The sequence below is a fragment of the Lysinibacillus phoenicis genome (assembly GCF_047238325.1).
In the GTDB taxonomy this organism is placed as follows: Bacteria; Bacillota; Bacilli; order Bacillales_A; family Planococcaceae; genus Lysinibacillus; species Lysinibacillus irui.
Genome location: NZ_JBDFMP010000002.1, coordinates 3,065,242 through 3,082,948, shown reverse-complemented (window position 1 = coordinate 3,082,948; position 17,707 = coordinate 3,065,242). Strand labels below are relative to the sequence as shown.

The 17,707-nt window shown below is 37.1% G+C and carries 21 protein-coding genes; 5 read left to right on the top strand and 16 right to left on the bottom strand.

The window, feature by feature from the left end:
- Window positions 1-9: 9 nt before the first annotated feature.
- The 5 genes from ABC382_RS16835 to ABC382_RS16815 all read right to left on the bottom strand — a co-directional run bounded on the left by ABC382_RS16835 (window position 10) and on the right by ABC382_RS16815 (window position 3,086).
- Window positions 10-948, bottom strand: a complete 939-nt coding sequence (locus ABC382_RS16835) for a ring-cleaving dioxygenase (protein ID WP_312506567.1) — start codon at window positions 946-948, stop codon at window positions 10-12.
- Between the two features lie 76 nt (window positions 949-1,024).
- Window positions 1,025-1,618, bottom strand: coding sequence for an NADPH-dependent FMN reductase (locus ABC382_RS16830; RefSeq protein ID WP_274794869.1), 594 nt, complete (start codon window positions 1,616-1,618; stop codon window positions 1,025-1,027).
- Between the two features lie 138 nt (window positions 1,619-1,756).
- Window positions 1,757-2,101 carry a YunG family protein gene (locus tag ABC382_RS16825; RefSeq protein ID WP_274794870.1) on the bottom strand — a complete coding sequence of 115 codons (345 nt, stop codon included), beginning with the start codon at window positions 2,099-2,101 and terminating at the stop codon, window positions 1,757-1,759.
- A 23-nt stretch (window positions 2,102-2,124) separates the two neighbouring features.
- Window positions 2,125-2,649 (bottom strand): GNAT family N-acetyltransferase, encoded by a 525-nt coding sequence (locus tag ABC382_RS16820; protein WP_312506568.1) that lies wholly within the window; start codon window positions 2,647-2,649, stop codon window positions 2,125-2,127.
- 14 nt (window positions 2,650-2,663) lie between these two features.
- Window positions 2,664-3,086, bottom strand: a complete 423-nt coding sequence (locus ABC382_RS16815; protein WP_274794872.1) for an Lrp/AsnC family transcriptional regulator — start codon at window positions 3,084-3,086, stop codon at window positions 2,664-2,666.
- A 105-nt stretch (window positions 3,087-3,191) separates the two neighbouring features.
- Here ABC382_RS16815 and ABC382_RS16810 point away from each other — a divergent pair, with 105 nt between their 5' ends.
- Window positions 3,192-3,596, top strand: coding sequence for a carboxymuconolactone decarboxylase family protein (locus tag ABC382_RS16810; protein ID WP_312506569.1), 405 nt, complete (start codon window positions 3,192-3,194; stop codon window positions 3,594-3,596).
- A gap of 108 nt (window positions 3,597-3,704) precedes the next feature.
- Here the strand turns inward: ABC382_RS16810 and ABC382_RS16805 are convergent, their stop codons facing one another.
- The gene (locus ABC382_RS16805; protein ID WP_274794874.1) at window positions 3,705-4,211 is read right to left on the bottom strand and encodes a cupin domain-containing protein; all 507 of its coding nucleotides are present in this window, start codon (window positions 4,209-4,211) and stop codon (window positions 3,705-3,707) included.
- 92 nt (window positions 4,212-4,303) lie between these two features.
- Here ABC382_RS16805 and ABC382_RS16800 point away from each other — a divergent pair, with 92 nt between their 5' ends.
- Window positions 4,304-4,447, top strand: coding sequence for a hypothetical protein (locus ABC382_RS16800; protein ID WP_322605251.1), 144 nt, complete (start codon window positions 4,304-4,306; stop codon window positions 4,445-4,447).
- 19 nt (window positions 4,448-4,466) lie between these two features.
- Here ABC382_RS16800 and ABC382_RS16795 read toward each other — a convergent pair whose 3' ends face one another.
- From ABC382_RS16795 to ABC382_RS16780, 4 genes are all read right to left on the bottom strand, one after another.
- Window positions 4,467-5,588 carry a serine hydrolase gene (locus ABC382_RS16795; protein ID WP_322610550.1) on the bottom strand — a complete coding sequence of 374 codons (1,122 nt, stop codon included), beginning with the start codon at window positions 5,586-5,588 and terminating at the stop codon, window positions 4,467-4,469.
- Window positions 5,589-5,773: 185 nt separating this feature from the next.
- Window positions 5,774-6,217, bottom strand: coding sequence for an SRPBCC domain-containing protein (locus ABC382_RS16790; RefSeq protein ID WP_322610549.1), 444 nt, complete (start codon window positions 6,215-6,217; stop codon window positions 5,774-5,776).
- Between the two features lie 124 nt (window positions 6,218-6,341).
- Complete coding sequence (locus ABC382_RS16785) at window positions 6,342-7,790, bottom strand: Msr family ABC-F type ribosomal protection protein (RefSeq protein WP_312506571.1); 1,449 nt, start codon at window positions 7,788-7,790, stop codon at window positions 6,342-6,344.
- A 300-nt stretch (window positions 7,791-8,090) separates the two neighbouring features.
- Window positions 8,091-8,135 (bottom strand): erythromycin resistance leader peptide, encoded by a 45-nt coding sequence (locus ABC382_RS16780; protein WP_112118014.1) that lies wholly within the window; start codon window positions 8,133-8,135, stop codon window positions 8,091-8,093.
- A 203-nt stretch (window positions 8,136-8,338) separates the two neighbouring features.
- Between ABC382_RS16780 and ABC382_RS16775 the strand changes: the two genes are divergently transcribed.
- Entirely contained in the window at window positions 8,339-9,178 is an 840-nt protein-coding gene (locus tag ABC382_RS16775; protein ID WP_274794879.1) for a YitT family protein, read from the top strand.
- A gap of 51 nt (window positions 9,179-9,229) precedes the next feature.
- Here the strand turns inward: ABC382_RS16775 and ABC382_RS16770 are convergent, their stop codons facing one another.
- The 4 genes from ABC382_RS16770 to ABC382_RS16755 form a co-directional block, all read right to left on the bottom strand.
- Window positions 9,230-10,138 carry a D-alanine--D-alanine ligase gene (locus ABC382_RS16770; RefSeq protein ID WP_322610548.1) on the bottom strand — a complete coding sequence of 303 codons (909 nt, stop codon included), beginning with the start codon at window positions 10,136-10,138 and terminating at the stop codon, window positions 9,230-9,232.
- Window positions 10,139-10,142: 4 nt separating this feature from the next.
- Window positions 10,143-11,594 carry a MocR-like pyridoxine biosynthesis transcription factor PdxR gene (gene pdxR / locus ABC382_RS16765; RefSeq protein ID WP_274794881.1) on the bottom strand — a complete coding sequence of 484 codons (1,452 nt, stop codon included), beginning with the start codon at window positions 11,592-11,594 and terminating at the stop codon, window positions 10,143-10,145.
- A gap of 191 nt (window positions 11,595-11,785) precedes the next feature.
- Window positions 11,786-13,231, bottom strand: coding sequence for a sodium/proline symporter (locus ABC382_RS16760; RefSeq protein ID WP_274794882.1), 1,446 nt, complete (start codon window positions 13,229-13,231; stop codon window positions 11,786-11,788).
- 86 nt (window positions 13,232-13,317) lie between these two features.
- Window positions 13,318-14,199 carry a LysR family transcriptional regulator gene (locus ABC382_RS16755; RefSeq protein ID WP_274794883.1) on the bottom strand — a complete coding sequence of 294 codons (882 nt, stop codon included), beginning with the start codon at window positions 14,197-14,199 and terminating at the stop codon, window positions 13,318-13,320.
- Between the two features lie 139 nt (window positions 14,200-14,338).
- On the opposite strand from ABC382_RS16755, the gene ABC382_RS16750 reads away from it, so the two are divergent.
- Both ABC382_RS16750 and ABC382_RS16745 read left to right on the top strand, forming a co-directional pair.
- Window positions 14,339-15,034 carry an L-2-amino-thiazoline-4-carboxylic acid hydrolase gene (locus ABC382_RS16750; RefSeq protein WP_322610547.1) on the top strand — a complete coding sequence of 232 codons (696 nt, stop codon included), beginning with the start codon at window positions 14,339-14,341 and terminating at the stop codon, window positions 15,032-15,034.
- Between the two features lie 5 nt (window positions 15,035-15,039).
- A complete protein-coding gene (locus ABC382_RS16745) occupies window positions 15,040-16,251 on the top strand; it encodes a Zn-dependent hydrolase (protein ID WP_274794885.1) in 1,212 nt (403 codons plus the stop codon).
- Window positions 16,252-16,300: 49 nt separating this feature from the next.
- Here the strand turns inward: ABC382_RS16745 and ABC382_RS16740 are convergent, their stop codons facing one another.
- Window positions 16,301-16,822 carry a GrpB family protein gene (locus ABC382_RS16740; RefSeq protein ID WP_274794886.1) on the bottom strand — a complete coding sequence of 174 codons (522 nt, stop codon included), beginning with the start codon at window positions 16,820-16,822 and terminating at the stop codon, window positions 16,301-16,303.
- 6 nt (window positions 16,823-16,828) lie between these two features.
- Window positions 16,829-17,533, bottom strand: coding sequence for a class I SAM-dependent methyltransferase (locus ABC382_RS16735; RefSeq protein WP_322610546.1), 705 nt, complete (start codon window positions 17,531-17,533; stop codon window positions 16,829-16,831).
- Window positions 17,534-17,707: the final 174 nt, after the last annotated feature.

The following is a 17,707-nucleotide window of genomic DNA, read 5'->3' as shown; positions in this document are numbered from 1 at the left end:
TCACCCCTCTTAATCAAGCTCACGCACTTTAATCGGGATTAATGTTCTTTCTAATTGCTCTCGATGCTGCTCATACTGAGGTGGCAACATTAATTGGCTACCCATTGTTTCTGGTGTTTCATCATGAGCAAATCCAGGAGGATCTGTAGCGATTTCAAATAAAATTTCGCCAGGTTCACGGAAATAAATCGCATTAAAATAATTACGATCTTTTACTTCCGTTACATGTTGTCCATGATTCATAACATACTCTTGCCATTCTAAATGATCCGTATTATCTTGAGCTCTCCACGCAATATGGTGAACTGTCCCTACACCCATTTGACCACGTTGACCTGCAACTGTTTTTAAATCTACTGTATTGCCGATCTCTGCACTAGATTTATATCGAGTATAGTCACCTTCTGTCGCTACTTTTTCAAAACCCATTACCTCTGTTAAAACTTTTGCCGTTTCTTCAGGGTGGCTTGAATATAGAATAGCTCCACCAAAGCCTTTAATGGCAACTTCAGGTGTGACTTCACTAAATGTCCATTCATTTAATTCACCTTCAGCACGTGCAACGAGTTCAATATGCAGACCATGCGGATCATCGAATTGAATGACTTGCTCACCAAAACGTTCAGCTTTTTGGAAAGGAACAGAGAACTTCGCTAAGCGATTCACCCAAAATGGTAGTGCCCCTTCTGGTACAACATACGTTGTGACACCGACCTGACCGTCACCAATACGTCCTTGATAAGCATTAGCCCAAGGGAAGAATGTAATGATTGTTCCCGGTTTCCCACCTTTATCACCGAAATATAAATGATATGTGCCTGGATCATCAAAGTTTACTGTTTGTTTTACTAAACGTAAGCCTAACACTCCTGCATAAAAATCAATATTTTCTTGCGGATGTCCTACGATCGCTGTGATATGGTGAATACCTGCTGTATGTTTTTTCATGTTAACAAGCCCCTTCATGACTAATTTATCTTACCTTTACTGTGCCCAATTACAACCTACCTCAAACTATATAAGCTTAGCGAATTGTATATAGCGCTTTAGACCAAGGGATTAATTGATCTAACATTTGATTTACTGAATCTGTTTGTACTTCTTTTGGTTTAAAGTCTGTTCCATTTTCAAAATCTGTGAATAATGATAGTGCTGGGTGAACACGTACATCTGCGATTAAAAGCTCGCCCATAATGCCACGTAAATGTTCTGCTGCACGAGCACCGCCAACAGAACCATAAGATACGATTCCAGCTGCTTTGTTATTCCACTCTACACGTAAATAATCTAGTGCATTTTTTAATGCTCCTGTAATAGAGTGATTGTATTCTTGTACGATGAATACAAAACCATCTTGTTTAGCAATAATTTCTGACCAACCTTGTGCTCCTGAAGCATCTTGTCCTGGTTCGCCTAATAAAGGTAATTTATAATCAGCAATATCAATTACTGTATAATTTGCGTCACCGCGTTGATCTGCAATTTCCTTTACCCATTGTGCTACTTGAGGGCTTACTCGCCCCTCACGAGTTGATCCAATAATAATACCAATATTTAATTCTGCCATTGTTTGTTCCTCCTCTTTTTTTGAACTAAATAATTTATTCAAAAAACCCATAATTGTACCTCCTTGCGAGAACTAAAGGTTTGAATTCATTTATCTTGAATTTATATATCTTGAATTCGAGATAATAATAACACGATATTTTATTAAACGTCAACACCTTTCTTTTTTAATTTTAAAAGGCAGAGAAATTTAGCTCTCTGCCTTACTTAAAATCTTATCCACTTGTGATTTTAAATAACTATATTGGTCATCATTCGTATCTTGAAAAGCCTCTGCTCTATTTGAATCGATATCTTGATAGTCAATTATGTATGAAAACTGTTCCTTCGTAAAATCCATTCTTTCCCCATTAATTACATTATAAAAGTGCCAACCTTCATCAAGAAATGTCTTCTTTATGTCGCCACCAAGGATATTCTGTACAACTAAAGAAGTGACTCCACATTGTCCTTTTGCAGGGTTATCTAAACTCCATTTAGAACTAGAATGAATCGACCAAGATTTTCTTAAGACACTTAATAACTCGTTGTTCATGTCAAAGCGCTCCTTACAAATATTTAAAATGGTACTTCATCTATTTTAATGGGTGTAGTTTCTCCTAAAACCCAATCATCTTTAATGGCACCATACAAAATACTATCTGTCACTGTACCATCTTCGTTTTCCCACGCATTTCTCAAATAGCCTTCTTTCACAAAACCAGCTTTACTAAAGCACTTGCGCATGCCAATATTATCAACCCTTGTATAGCCTTCAATACGGACCTTACCTTTTTCGCCAAATAAATAATCTTGTAGCCAACGTAGTGCTTGGACACCGTATCCTTTCCCTCTACATTTTGCATCTAAACGAATATCAAAAAGAGGGATAGTATCGCCTATATCATGAATAATCATAACCCCTATTTTTTCTTCATTTTCAAGTAACCAATATGTTTCACGATCGTCTTTAAAAAAGCCCTTTGCATACGCTGCTCGAACAGACTCTGCTTTTACATGCTGATCCGTGTGATAAAACCATTCATTTTGTGTTAAAAAATGTACTAATGCATCAATTTCATCTACAAATAATTTGATGTCCATCACTATCTCCTTCTTTAATAAATGTCGTCACATATATCAGAAAAGATAAAATTAGTTTTTGTATGTGCATATGGTTGTAATTCATCAATAAATTGTTCTACATCAGAAAAAGATTGAAAATGGGCTTTTAATAAAAAACAAGCTTCACCAGATATTCGATAACAAAAATCCATATTTGTATAAGCCTTAATATAATCTTTAAAATCCGCATAGCGATTATTTTTGATTGTTGCTTCGATTATAGCTTCAATTGGAAAACCTAATGCCTTTTGATTTATATCTAGTGTATACCTCTTAATAACTTCTTGTTCCTCTAATTGCTTTACTCTTTCACGCACAGCTGGTGCAGATAAATGTACCCTTCTCCCTAATTCACTGATGGAAATCCGACTATCCTTTTTCAACTCTTTTAGTATCATTTCGTTAATGAAATCCATTTTGGAAATATCCCTTCTTTTTAAAAGAAAATAATAACATCTTCCTTCGAATGTGTATGTCAACTTCGTTATTCACATTTTACACTAATTAAAGGAGGGATGTTTATGACACTAATTCATTTACACGACAAAGGCTTAACGCCATTTCAACAACTTTTAGGCTATAACGAGGGCATACAGTTGCACTGGCAACAGTTGGGCGAGGTACTCGAAAAGGATGGGCATTTATCTGCTCTATTAAAAGAAGAGGTTCGCAAAACATTGGCTCAAAAAAATGGTTGTCAATATTGTAAGGCAAAGGGAAAACCCGATCCACAGCATTATGATGAGAAAACAGCGATATGTACAGGGTTTGCCGAAGCCTTCCTAGCCTCAAAAGGCCATACAGCTCCTAATGTCACGGCTGTTTTAAAAGACTATTTAACAGAGGCAGAAATTAGTGAGCTGCTAGCATTTATTTGCTTTACAACAGCACAGCAATATTTTGGCGCTCTCATGCAATTAAAATAAAACTGAACTAGGGTATTTCCCTAGTTCCTATCAGTTTATTTTTAGCATTCTATCATAAAAACTCTATTAGTTTGTTCAACTGCCCTAACTGTCACTTTTGCCATTCTATCATTCTGCTGCCATCGCATCTGCCTTTGTTATGTGAACAGTTCCAAATGGATGATTTGGTGGTGCATAAATCGAATAAAGCTTTAGCGGTTTATTGCCTGTATTCGTAAGATTATGCCAAGTTCCTGCAGGTACCATGATAGCCGTATCTTCTGAGACATATCGTTGATCATTTAAGTAATCCTTTGTAGGACCCATTTGTACTACTCCATGTCCCTCCTCAATACATATAAATTGATCGACATGAGGATGAACTTCTAAGCCTATATCTTCACCTATATTGAGACTCATCACCGTTACTTGTAGGTTTTTACCTGTCCACAATGCTGTGCGATAATTTTTGTTTTGCTTTGTTACCTCTTCAATGTCTACAATGAATGGCTCAGGCCCATAGTCAGTTCTTACAATCTTTCTTTCCCCTTGCTCTATTTGATTTGGATAGGTCCAATAAACCGGATGGTAGCCATAATAATACATTTGGTTATTTCCATAATAAGGGTGATACATTCAACTCAATCCTCTCACGCATAATAACATTAGTTTATGCAGTTGAATGAAAGAAGGTACACCTATAAAAAGAGTGGGCGAAGTTGTCATGTATGAGAGACTGGTCAAAAAGCTATCTATCTAGTAGTACTGCGATAAAATGGGTTCCTGAACAAGGAGTTGAAGATGATTGGAAACGAGATGCCGAAGCAGAGCTTGGATTTAGCTTGCACGATCCTACTGCTGGTGTACTATGAGTTCCCGGCTAAAGGCAACTTACGACTCAGACAACTCCTTTTTTAAACGCATCCGAAAGCCCTCATCTGTAAGAAATTTCATTTGAAAACTATTCATACTATTAGATAATTTCAGTTGTTCCATCGTATTTAAGTCGTTAGCAAAAAAGGCGATTTCCGTTTGATTCCCTTTTTTATCTTCCGCGTAGGCAGCTAAAGTTAACACAAAAGCTGTCGATCCCCCCTTTTGGCCTGCATGTTTGAGCCATTCTTGATTTTTGGGGTTAAGCATCAACTGCTCCATTACAGGATCTAAGTACTTATGTACATCTTCACTAAAATAATTTTTACTATTCAATTTTTCTAAAATAGAGATGTAATTGTCTGTGGAAGCCCTTATTAAACGATCAGACCATACCTTTTGAAAATCCATATTGAGCATTTTTAGTGCCTTTGCTTTCTCTTCTTTTGTTAAAGGGTGCTCTACCCAATTCTCGTGAATAGTCAATGCCCTTTCTCGATATTCAGTCATATCCATATCTCTTAAAGCTGTTAATGTTTCTTTTTTCGTTAAACTCTTTTCTTCCATTAATTGAGTGGGAATATAGATAGCACTTACGATTGGATATAAGGGCTCATGCTCTTTTACAGCGAGTTGTGTAAGAACATCATTTACATATTGAAGACCGAGTATATGCATTAAGTAATCCGTATTCGCATTGGAACTATACGCAATCATACCGTTTGCTACCTCGCTCAAAGGGACACTTTCCATACCCTGAAGGTCTAATTGTGCTAACCATGCTTCATGTGCACCGCCATCTGTTTTAGGAATATAAAATGGCTCTAATTCCTTTAGATCGACCTGTTGCTGAGGATTAATACGACCATCTGCTGCCTGTTGCGCATAAGCGATGGCTATGATTATTTTAACCGTACTTGCAAGCGGTAACGGTTCCTTTGTATTGAGCTCCACCCAATGTTGTTGATTGTATTGAATTGCTACAGAAACATTTTTATCCTCTTTATGTTCCTTGATAAATTGCACAATATATTCAGGATCATCCTTCTTAATTTCCTTCTGAAACTTCCAAAAGACAATGCCTAGTACTGATACTGCACAAACTAAAACACTGCCAATCACCCAAATCAATGTTCTCACATTCTCCCCCCATCACTCTGCTTCTTCCAGCAACCATCGCTGTAGACGATTGATTATTTAAGCGTAACGCTATTTTCTGTGCTTATTTCTTCTGGTGGCATCACTCCCACAAGGATACAAATAGAAGCTCTTGTTTGATTCAAGGCAAACTCCATCGCTGTTAGCCGTTGTCATACCCTTCCTCCTCAATGAATTAACGAAGCTCTTAAAGTACTAATTCCATTCTCTACATATCCTTTGAGGCATGTTAACGTATAAACCCAGCCCTCTTTTTGACCCATCATTTTTACCACAATTTCTGGGTCATGTGCATTAAATCCTGACTCCACTACAGTAATAATCGTTTCCTTTTCTGACTCTTCAAGGGTAATGGTAACCATTGTCACTTCTCCTTGCTCTTCGCCCCAAACAAACACAATTTTTTTACTGGCCTCCAATTCCAGTACGGTGATGACACCCTCGAACTGATATTCATCATATTTAAGCGTAATTCTTTTACCCACTCCCCATCTTTCAGAGCTGCTAGAGAACCAATAGTTCCCGATCTCAGTGGGAGAAATAATGGCTTCAAATACTTTATGGGCTGGCTGATTAATTTTTAATTTTGTCGTCACACTCGTATTGATCATCGTCATCATCCCTTTTTATAATGTCTATCTTACACCTTCGCCAAATTTTCCCTTTTACCTCCTTCAAAATAAAAATTCAATAAAAAAGATGCGATTCTCCTAATAGAAGAATCGCACTTTTTATTTAAAATATCTTTTTATTTTCTATTACAAACTGGACATCCGCTACATTTTTGATGAACTTTTTATCATGCGTGACAAAGATGATTGTTCCTTCATAGGCAGCCATAAATTGCTCAAGCGCTTCTAATGCATGAATATCTAAGAAATTAGTCGGCTCATCCAATAGTAAAATATTATAGTTTCCCAAAAATAGCTGACAGAGCTGGAGGCGTATGGCTTCTCCACCACTTAAAAACTTTACGACTTTTTGTATATCGGTTCCTATAAACTGCATGGAATGAAGCACACTTCGTAATAGGCCTTCATCATATTCAGAGCGATTTTCCAAAAATTGCAGAACGGTCTCCTCGCTTTTAAATTGATAGCTCATCTGTAGGAAATGACCTACCTTAGCCTTAGGGGAGATGGTTAATCCTTCACCATTATTAGCGATATGTCGTAGTAAGGTACTTTTACCACAACCGTTACTACCTGTAAGCGCAATTTTTTTACCCAATGGTATTTGAAAGCTTACATTATCCAATAGTACCTTTTCCTGAACGTGTAAACAGAGCTGCTCGGCCATAATCGGAAATTTATTGTGTAGTTTTAAAGGCTTCGGTTGCCGGAAAACTATTTTTCTCTCTCCCTGTACAGCCTCTACTTTCCGGAGCTTTTCTATTCGATGCTCGATGGCTTTAGCTGCACGCTGCACAGATTTTTGACTTGTGCCTTTGGACTTTGTCATAAACATACGATTCGGTTTTGCGTTAGCCTCTCTTTTCGACATACTACCTGCTTGAGCAATTTTTTCAGCTTTTTTCAGCTTTTCATCAACAGCTTTTTCAAGTCTGCTTTTTTCTTTCAAGTATTGGTCATATGCTTGACTTTGCTGATCTCGTTCTAATTGCTTTTGGTAAGCATAATCACTGTAATTGCCCGCATAAATTGTGATCTTACCATTTTCAACTTCCCATATGGTTGTAACCAGATCATCTAGTACAGCACGATCGTGACTTATTAGTATAAGTGCCCCATAATAATAGCGCAATTCATCAAGTAGAAACGAAATACCCTTTTGATCCAAATGTGTTGTTGGCTCATCAATGAGCAAAGCTTCCTCATAAATAGAAAATAATTGTGCTAGCTTTAATCGTGTTTGCTCTCCACCACTAAGCTGGTCAGATTGCTTGGGTACGGCAAGTTTGCCCAATAAGGCTGGATCTGGTTTAGTGGATGTCGGTGCTTCCACTTGTTCAAAATACCCGAAATGAACATGGCTTTTTATCCTCCCGTTTGTTAGTCGAATCTTCCCAGCAAGTAATTTCATTAATGTACTTTTACCAGCACCATTTTTACCAACGATTCCTATTCGGTCAAATTGATGCACAGCTAATTTTTCTATATTCAATATCTCTTGATCTAAATAAGTCACGACTACATTCTCTAATTCAAAGCAAACCTTTTCCATGTTGCTACCTCCCGAAATTTAATTTTCGTATCGATAGCTATGGTATCGATACGAGCTTCTATTAAAAGCTCGTATCAAAAGAATAATAGACTGTACATTACATTTCCCTCCCTATATTCAATAAAAAAACACAGACTTGGTTTTGTCTGTGTTGAAAAGTAAAAGAGATATAGTGTAGATTTATTCTCACTAAAAAAGAAGCCCTTGCTTCCCTTTTCTTATACATATGAAGATGATTAAAAAAGGACAGACTATCCCGTTTACTCTGATTTCACAAACAGAGTTTTTGACCCTATTTAGTTATTGGTTCAACATTGGGAAACGTAGTCTCATAGCATGTGTCATTTTTTAATAATCCTCCTTGAATTGTTACGATTATTATAAATTCTATCTACAATATGTCAAGTTTCAATATTCCCTCTAAAGACAAACTAATTATTGTCGATATATCACAAATGAACATTCTAAAAAGTATATCATTTAGAGAAAACCTGATATAGTATGGAATTTAAGAAAAAAATAAACTTCGATATGGTGGTGTTATGTGAATGAAAAAATACGTTATTGATATTTTTATGATTATGCTTGGAGCTTTGCTTTTTGCCCTAGCGGTTAACTTATTTGTTATTCCGAATGATTTGGGTGAGGGTGGCGTAACAGGCTTAACAATTATAGCTTACTATTTGTTCGGATGGTCGCCAAGTATTGTCAGCTTTGTTATGAACGCAGTTTTACTGATCATCGGCTATAAATTTTTAAATAGGCAAACGACAATCTACACAATTATTGCGGTCTCCTTCCACTCGCTGTTCTTACATTTAACAGAATCTTGGTCTATTTCCTCAGATGAAATTATCGTCAATACGATTTTTGGTGGCGTTTTTGCCGGAGTCGGCATTGGCTTGATTATAAGAGTTGGTGGTACAACGGCAGGCTCTACGATTTTAGCTAGAATTACTAACAAATATCTTGGTTGGAGTATTAGCTATGGACTTCTATTCTTTGATTTAATTGTCGCTTTTTCATCTTACTTTATTATTGGGGCAGAGGCGTTAATGCTAACGATTATTATGCTCTATATCGGCACAAAGGTGATGGAGTTTGTCATTGAGGGGGTTAACCCTAAAAAGGCTGTTACAATTATCTCCAAAAAACCTGAAGAAATTGCTGGACAGGTGACTGCTTATATGAATCGTGGTGTTACAGTTCTTGCAGGCCATGGCTATTATACAAAGGAACAAAAGGAAATCCTGTATATTGTGATTAGTAAGCAAGAAGTTGTAAAGCTCAAAAAAATTGTCAAAGAGGTCGACAAAGACGCCTTTATTGCCATTCATGATGTAAGAGACGTTTTTGGAGAAGGTTTTATTGAATTAGCAAAATCTTAAAAAAGTCAAAAACACCTTTTGTTCGCAAAAACAAAAGGTGTTTTCTCTATTTTATCCATTTCTCTTAATCTGTAAGGAGCTTTCAATAATGCTATCCAATAATGCTGAATAGCTAATTCCAGCAGCCTGTGCACTTTTTGGTAGTAAGCTATTTGGTGTCATTCCAGGGAGTGTATTAACCTCCAGCACATAAGGAACGCCATCCTTAACCAACATATCCACTCTAGCATAAACGCTACATTTTAATGCCTTGTAACTAATCATAGCAGCCTTTGCTACTCGTTCATGAATAGCAGGCGGAAGTTCTATTGGCTCCTCTATCGTGGAAGCATCATCATATTTCGCCTTATAATCAAAAAATACTGCCGTATGTTTGATTGATAGGACAGGTAATAGCTCCTCATTCAGTATCCCGCATGTAATCTCGTCTCCGATCAAATACTCCTCGATAATAATTTCGTTATTCGATTTAAATACGTCCGTAACAGCAGCTAATAAGGCACTCCGATCGTGAACGATGTGAACACCTACACTTGAGCCATCCGCATTCGGTTTAACAACAAGTGGATAGCCCATAAGCTCTATATTCTGTAAAGGAAGCTCCTCGCCCTTAACAAAGTGCAGCCAATTAGGTGTAGCAACCCCTTCATAGCGTAGTATTTTTTTAGTCATATTTTTATCCATACACAAACTACTAGCTAACAGACCGCTCCCGGTATAAGGGATATCCAATGCTTCTAATACACCTTGAATCGTACCGTCCTCTCCAAACTTACCGTGTAGTGCCAGCAACGCCACATCAATGTCACGAACCTTATCTATTACCTCTTTGTTGTCATCCAACGTAATGGCAACAACATCGTATTTGTGCTTATCTAATTGAGCGACCATTTCCTTACCAGTCATAATCGAAACTTGCTTTTCGGAGGAAGTGCCACCCATGATTACGCCAACCTTCATTTTCTCAACCCCTCATGTCATTTTTCAATGTATCACCGATGATTTGAATTCCACGAATTATATCCTCGTCTGATAATCGAGAAAATCCTAAACGAAATGTATTATTACCTCTTCCATTTGTGAAAAATACATCTCCCGGATAAAACACGACACCCTTGTTATAGCATTTCTCCAATAGTATCCGTGCATCTACACCCTCTTCTAGCTCTATAAAAAGATGGAGGCCCCCATCACCTGTTATTCTGCTAAAGGGAATATATTGCATACAAGCTTGACGAGCAAGCTCATATTTTTTCTTATAAACAGACCTTGCCTTCTTTAAATATTTTTCAAAATAGCCATCCTGCAAATATTGGTATAACACCGCCTGATCTAATGTCGATGTATGAATCGTTCGAGCTCTTTTCATGCTCTCTAAATAACTGATTAATTCTTTATCTGCTAAAATCCAGCCAACACGTAGGCCTGGAAATAGGATTTTAGAGAAGCTGCCAATATAGACAATGTTATTACCTGATCCGCTAAAGGCTATCAGTGGTGCCAAATGAGAACCTGTGTACCTTAATTCTTCGTTAAAGCCATCCTCTACAATGGGGATTTGGTATTTTGAAAAGAGCTGGAAAATAGCATTCCTTTTTTCAGAAGAAGTGACGATTCCAGTTGGATTATGATAGGACGGGATGAAATAGGCAAAATCAAATTGCTTTTCCGCTAAGTCTTGTTCCACCTGACCTATATCAACCCCATCATCACTCATATCGATCCCATGAATGTCTAATCCATGCATACGGAAAAGCTTCAATGCTGCATGATGCGTAGGGTTTTCACATAGAACACGCCCTGACTTTTTGGCGAAAGAGGACAATAATATATCTAGCCCCTCCGTAAAACCATTAGTAATCATAATATCTTTATTAGAAATATCTACACCCTTCATTTCCATATAACCAAGAAGGTAATCAATTAAAGGTTTATATCCCTTTGCATAGCCATAATTTAAAACAATATCTCCTTCAATGGACATTCTTGTGAGGAATGCCCTTTTGAAGTTTTCAACATCAAAAAGCTTTTCTTCTGGGGCTATACTAATAAAAGAAATCATGCCCTTTTGCCAGTGTATATCTTGTCTTATTAAATCAATTTCATCTGCTAATAAAGTCGTATCATTTAACCTCTTCTTCCAATCCATTTCAATAATAGACGATGTTTTTAATGTAGTAACCTTTCCAACAAAATGCCCTTTGCCCTTCACTGCATAGATAATGCCATCTTGCTCTAATTCGGCATATGCGTTCAACACTGTATTTCTACTGACTGTTAATAACTTACTAAGTTCACGGGTAGATGGAAGCTTTTGATGTTCCAATAGATGTCCCTTGACAATCATATCTTGAACATATTTCTTTAATTGCACATAAACAGGACCTTCATCTAAAACCTTAAAATCATTAAACAACTTCCTAACCCCCTTGCTTCATTTTTGCATATCCATCGTTTATCTAAAAGGTCCACACATTATGTAATTTCCTGTTAGAGTGGTTGCTCTTCCTTTTATCATATTTCAATTGTATAAAAAGAAAACTCCTATTTTGAGAAATATCTTCAAAACAGGAGTTCCACTTATTATTCCAAAATACTTTTAAACTTCTACACTTTTATTTGCTCTTGCTCTTTATCAGGACATACTAAAGACACGATAACCCCAACAATTAAACAAATAAAGAATGTCGCTGCCTTAGCCGAAACAATGGCCTCCATAGGAGAGAGAGACCATGCAATTGCACTAATGAAACCTACAACAATTGTGGCAATGACCCCAATACCTGAAACACGTTTCCAGAAAAAGATTAAAAGAATGACAACAGAAAATGTATTACCAATCCCTGCCCATGCAAAGGAAACTAAATTATAAATGACTGAGCCTGATTTAAGTGAAATAATAATACCTACAATCCCACTAATCACTGCAACTAGACGAGAAAGGTGAACTAGTTTTTTACTAGAAACATTCCAACGTAATGTCTTGTGGATAATATCCTCACTTATAGACGTTGTAATCACTAATAATTGTGATGATGCTGTGGACATAATTGCTGCTAAAATACCTGCAACAATAATTCCCGCAACCCACGGTGGTAAGATTTCAAATACCATATGAGGTAAAATCATCTCTGGGTCTTCTATAGAGCCTTGTTTATACAAAGTGGATGCGAAAATAGCTGATAAGAAAGCACCTACATATACAATGAGCGTCCAAATGATGGCCATATTACGTCCTGTAATGCGCTCTTTTTCAGTTGTAATAGCCATAAAACGAGAGCTTAATTGAGGTTGTCCGCCTAGCCAACCAAAGAACCATGACAGATTTGTAAATAGCATAGCTCCTAAAGCAAGTCCATTTAAGCCGCCCACCCAGCTATCCGCACCATTGCCCATATTCGCAAGCTCTGTTGAAATGCTTAAACCCTGATGTTGGATTTCCATATAAGCCGCGATAGGGACAATAATAAATGAGATGAGCATTAAAAAACTTTGGATTGTATCTGTCCACACAACAGACATAAATCCTCCCATACATGAATAGGCAATTATTATTGCACCAATAATAATTGTACCCCAAGTAATGTTTAATCCTGAGAAGGAGTAAATCGTTTTGCCCATCCCTGAAAATTGAGCAGCTAAATAACAAACAAAGAATAACACCATAACCGCAGAAGCTAGCCAACGAATAATGTCAGCATGCTTTGGAAATTTGACAGCAATATAGTCTGTTAAACTATTCACCTTATATTTTTGTTGCTCAGTCATAAAACGTTTTGATAAAAATAACCATGAAGCAACTACCCCTAAGAGCATGCCAGATAAAATCCAAATGCCAGAAAGTCCTGCTACATAAATAAAGCCAATTGCCCCTAAAAACATGTAGGCTGACTCCCCAGTAGCTCGTTCTGAAAAGGCTAGCGCCCAGCCAGGTAGTTTATTGCCCCCTAGAAAGTAATCATTATGTGATAAATCTTTTTTGCTAAAGTAAATCCCAACTCCAAGCATTGCGAGTAAATAGATAAATATCTCAACATAAACAATCGTATGCATAATCCAAACGTCCTCCATCTGATTAAAGTAAACAATCCCAATTGGTTTTATCAGATAATAGTTCGGGTTATTTTAATTGTCAATAACTAAATTTGTAAAAAGGATGCAAAGTATTTCGATATTTCTACAAACTTTAAAGCCCCCGGAGAAAGATGAACACTGTGTTTGTATGCAATTCCAACCTGTCGAATATATGCTTGAGAAAATTTTTTTCTAATCAAACTACTTGGCGCATGTAGTAAGAGAGAATTCGGAACAATGGAAATACCTAAATTTTCATTAACCATTGTTAAAATGACCTGATCGACCGATAATTCATATACCACATTCGGGTGGATTTTATGTTTGGCTAAAACCCTTGATACATCTCGGTCAATAGTACGTTTAGGCATAATCCAACGTTCATCCTGTAATTGCTCAATGTTAAGTTCACTCTCTTTTGCTAATGGATGCTCCTTCGCCATGATGCAGACAAGTTCATCATCAAAAATCGCGTCAAATACAAGATGTTTAGAATGTGGTTGTACTAAAAATCCAATATCTACTACCCCATTATGTAACCAATCCTCTATTTGGTCATAATCCCCTTCCAACAAACGAATGTGTAAATCCGGATGATGCTGTTCAAAGTACGCTAAAACCTTTGGCAGTAAGACAAGTGAAACACTTGGTAGAATACCAACGGATAACGTACCACCAATTAGGTTTTTTAATTTAGCGACTGAGGTTTCTAGTTGCTGCTGTTGCTGCAATATCTTTGAGATATGCTCATAAATAATCTTTCCCTCACTCGTTAAAACAATATTGTTACGGTTTCGAATAATTAGTGACAAACCAAATTCTGCCTCTAAATTACTAATCGTGTGACTGATTGAAGACTGTGTAAGATTTAGCTTTAATCCTGTCTCTGTAAAATTCCCCGTATTGATCAGCGTATGGAAAGCAATATATTGTGCCAATGTTGCCATATTACCGCCATCTCCTTTTATGATTTTTTTTCATAATAAATTGTGTAAATATTCATTTGATTTCATTTACTAGCCACCTCTATAATAAAAATAAAATCCAAGTAAATCAATAAGATTTGTATTGAGGGGGCTCATACTAATGGCAGGGGAAAAATTAATGATGAAGGCTTTATCCATGGACGTAATTACGGCAAAAATGTTTACAGAGTTACATCTCTCCATTACAGAGCAATATGGGGAGTATGGTCGTGAATTAATACAAAAAGGTTTAGAGGCATTTGGTTTAAAGGACGCTGAAGCCATGGCTAAGAAGGCAACAGCAGAAGGCGAAAATCATACTTTCTTTGAATATTTACCATCGATCGTGGAAGGTGAAGAGAAATTTGCGGATTTAACAACGTTCGCCCGTTTTTCAAAAATGTTTGCACAAATTGCTAAGCCAGTTGTAGATGAGTTTGGTGAAGCGGGTGAACAGGTCATCATGCGCGCAGTCGAACGTTTCGGCCATAAACGGGGCCAAGGTATTGCTCAACGTGCACGCACAAACGGCCTAGAAAATTCAGTGGATAACTATTTAACAAACTATGATATGGGCCGTAGTGATTTATTTGAAATTGAAACCGTCTATAAAGAAAATGAGGTAGAACAAACATTTACTCACTGCCCACTAGGTCAACAATGGGCTGATGATGGTATGGGCAAATACGGCATTTTATATTGCAAAGTGATCGACCCCTCTATTGCCAAAGGGTACAATAAAAATTTAGAGGTGGTTCATGACCAATTTGTCTTGCGTGAAGGTCAATGCCACTTCCAATTCCAAATGAAAGAGTGATTGTCATGATTAATGGAGATAGACTCTTACAGCATCTTCAAGACTTAAGCCAAATTGGCCGTAATGAAGCAACAGGTGGTATTAATCGTTTCTCGTTCACGCCGGAAGAAAAGCAAGCCATTGAGTTAGTCACAACTTATATGGAACAAGCAGGAATGCGTGTAACAGTCGATGCAGTTGGAAACCTTATTGGAACTTATGGTGAGGGTAATGAAACCATAATGCTAGGCTCTCATATTGATACAGTACCAGAAGGCGGTAAATATGATGGTGCATTAGGTGTGCTAGCGGCAATTGAAGTGGTACATACTATGCACGAGCAACAGTTACTACCTTCAAAAAAAATTCAAGTTGTCGCCTTTAAAGATGAGGAAGGTACGAGATTTGGCTTTGGTCTACTTGGCAGTAGCGCAATGGCTGGCCTATTAACAGAGGAACAATTACAGCATAAAGATGAAGTTGGCATCTCCATTGAAGAGGCAATGAAGGAATTCAACTTGACTCCTTATCCTTTAATAAATGCACAACGTAATGACATTACAGCTTATTTAGAAATGCATATTGAGCAAGGAAAAGTATTAGAGAATGAAGATCTACCCGTCGGTGTTGTAACAGGCATAGCAGCCCCATTATGGCTAGAGGTAACCGTAACAGGTGTCAGCGAACACGCTGGTGCAACACCTATGCCGCTTCGTCAGGATGCGCTAACTGCAGCAAGTGAAATGATTTTAACTATTGAGCAGCTATTAAATGACACAACTGAATCTGTCGCAACTGTCGGCAAGTTGACTGTCTCTCCAAATGGCACAAACGTTATTCCTGGCAAGGTCACATTCTCGATTGATCTACGGGATATTGACGAAAATAAAGTAAGTACATTAGAGGCTGCCATATTGCAACAACTGCAACTGATTGCTAAACGAAGACATGTCACATTGACTTCTAAAGTGTTACAGCGCATTAAACCTGCAAAAACAAATACAGCGCTACAACAACAATTAGCTACAAGCATTGAAAAACAGGGAATACGTCCTTACTCTCTCATCAGTGGTGCTGGGCATGACGCCATGAATATCGCGGAAATTGCACCGATTGGGATGTTATTCGTCCGTTCAAAGGACGGTATTAGTCACAATCCTTTAGAATACAGTTCAGATGAAGATATTATTGTAGCAACTAATATTTTTTATGATACCGTTGTCGAGCTTGCTAGATAGACTATTTATAATAGAAGAAAGCCATTCTCTATATTGTTGAGAATGGCTTTTATAGTAAGTCTTCAACTTTTGCCCTAGCAATAATTTTTTGAATGAACGGCCCTTTTTTCTTGGTATAGGTTTGGCGATCATACTGAAAGTGATTAGCAAGCTGTTCTTTTAACGTTTCATATTCTTTCGCTGCTTGAGGATTTATTCGGAGATAATCTCGGAACAGGCATTTATCATTCCACTCTTTACTGTTATATTCACATACATGTAAATGACATGTTCCTTGGCCCCATAACCCTTTTCTAAAAAATCTTCTATCCATTAGCTCTAGTTTCGGAACGTATTCATAGTCAATATTACTTAGCGCCTCTATTAATTCTGGCACCTCCTCTATACTTTTGACGCCTAGTAGAATATCAATAATGGGCTTGGCCTTCAAACCTTTGATAGATGTGCTACCGATGTGCTCAATCCCTAATAATGCATGTCCAATAACTTTTTGAATTCTTCTTTTCTCATATAAAAATTGTTCTTCCCAATTCAAGTCATACTCTGACAATACCACTTTAATTTTTCTCATCTTTGTTTACCTAGCTATTTCTTTTTTAAATAATCCTACAATAAATCCATCTAATCCGAAATATAGATCATCCGTAGACCTAGATAACATTTTTCTTATTTCTATCTCCTCTAAAAAGTGAAATATTTCTTTTAATTGATTTTGTGTATAGCCAAGTCCTCCCTCTAAACTTCGTTTTAAATATACTTCTTCATCCGTCATGGCAGAACCGCCATATGCACCATTTTCCTCAAACGAGCATAAAGCAAAGTAGCCACCTGGTTTTAATAATTTATCAATCATATCTATATAACTAACACGACGATGTGGCGCTATATGATGAAAACATCCTGAATCATAAATAAAGTCAAAACTATTCTGTTCATAATCCAACTCAAAAATATTAGCGCAGACGAATTCTATATTGACATTTTCTTCATTCATTCTTCTTTGAGCCCATTTCAGTGCGTTATCGGATATGTCCACTCCAACCACGGAACATCCATTTTTAGCTAAATAAATAGCATTTCGTCCAGCACCACAGCCAATTTCCAACACTTTACCAGGATTAATCATATTCTTCTCAAAGTAGTGTACAAGATTTTCGTCAGGCTTATTCACAAAGAAAGGAATATTTTGAAATGTATCATAAAAGTCATTCCAGAAATGTTGGGGCTCACGCAACAAACCGTCTAATAAAACAAGCAAATCTTCATTGGATTTAATTAACATTCCATACCTCCCAATCTTCCCTTTACAACATTAATTATATGGGAATTGCTAAATACAATACCAGCTTCAAAATACCCGAAATATCCCATGTACAATAAGTAGAGAAAATATGATTTTCTCTACTATTTATTAGTATCACCTAATCCTTCTTTCATCCGGATTCAACTTTTCTAA

Bases quoted from the DNA above. Each gene is read 5' to 3' on its own strand.
- ABC382_RS16745 (WP_274794885.1), top strand. From the start codon at position 15,040: ATGATTAATGGAGATAGACTCTTACAGCATCTTCAAGACTTAAGCCAA.
- ABC382_RS16790 (WP_322610549.1), bottom strand. From the start codon at position 6,217: ATGATCAATACGAGTGTGACGACAAAATTAAAAATTAATCAGCCAGCC.
- ABC382_RS16825 (WP_274794870.1), bottom strand. From the start codon at position 2,101: ATGAACAACGAGTTATTAAGTGTCTTAAGAAAATCTTGGTCGATTCAT.
- ABC382_RS16805 (WP_274794874.1), bottom strand. From the start codon at position 4,211: ATGTATCACCCTTATTATGGAAATAACCAAATGTATTATTATGGCTAC.
- ABC382_RS16750 (WP_322610547.1), top strand. From the start codon at position 14,339: ATGGCAGGGGAAAAATTAATGATGAAGGCTTTATCCATGGACGTAATT.
- ABC382_RS16810 (WP_312506569.1), top strand. From the start codon at position 3,192: ATGACACTAATTCATTTACACGACAAAGGCTTAACGCCATTTCAACAA.
- ABC382_RS16800 (WP_322605251.1), top strand. From the start codon at position 4,304: ATGAGAGACTGGTCAAAAAGCTATCTATCTAGTAGTACTGCGATAAAA.
- ABC382_RS16755 (WP_274794883.1), bottom strand. From the start codon at position 14,199: ATGGCAACATTGGCACAATATATTGCTTTCCATACGCTGATCAATACG.
- ABC382_RS16775 (WP_274794879.1), top strand. From the start codon at position 8,339: ATGAAAAAATACGTTATTGATATTTTTATGATTATGCTTGGAGCTTTG.
- ABC382_RS16785 (WP_312506571.1), bottom strand. From the start codon at position 7,790: ATGGAAAAGGTTTGCTTTGAATTAGAGAATGTAGTCGTGACTTATTTA.
- ABC382_RS16835 (WP_312506567.1), bottom strand. From the start codon at position 948: ATGAAAAAACATACAGCAGGTATTCACCATATCACAGCGATCGTAGGA.
- ABC382_RS16820 (WP_312506568.1), bottom strand. From the start codon at position 2,649: ATGGACATCAAATTATTTGTAGATGAAATTGATGCATTAGTACATTTT.
- ABC382_RS16830 (WP_274794869.1), bottom strand. From the start codon at position 1,618: ATGGGTTTTTTGAATAAATTATTTAGTTCAAAAAAAGAGGAGGAACAA.
- ABC382_RS16770 (WP_322610548.1), bottom strand. From the start codon at position 10,138: ATGAAGGTTGGCGTAATCATGGGTGGCACTTCCTCCGAAAAGCAAGTT.
- ABC382_RS16740 (WP_274794886.1), bottom strand. From the start codon at position 16,822: ATGAGAAAAATTAAAGTGGTATTGTCAGAGTATGACTTGAATTGGGAA.
- ABC382_RS16815 (WP_274794872.1), bottom strand. From the start codon at position 3,086: ATGGATTTCATTAACGAAATGATACTAAAAGAGTTGAAAAAGGATAGT.
- ABC382_RS16735 (WP_322610546.1), bottom strand. From the start codon at position 17,533: ATGTTAATTAAATCCAATGAAGATTTGCTTGTTTTATTAGACGGTTTG.
- ABC382_RS16760 (WP_274794882.1), bottom strand. From the start codon at position 13,231: ATGCATACGATTGTTTATGTTGAGATATTTATCTATTTACTCGCAATG.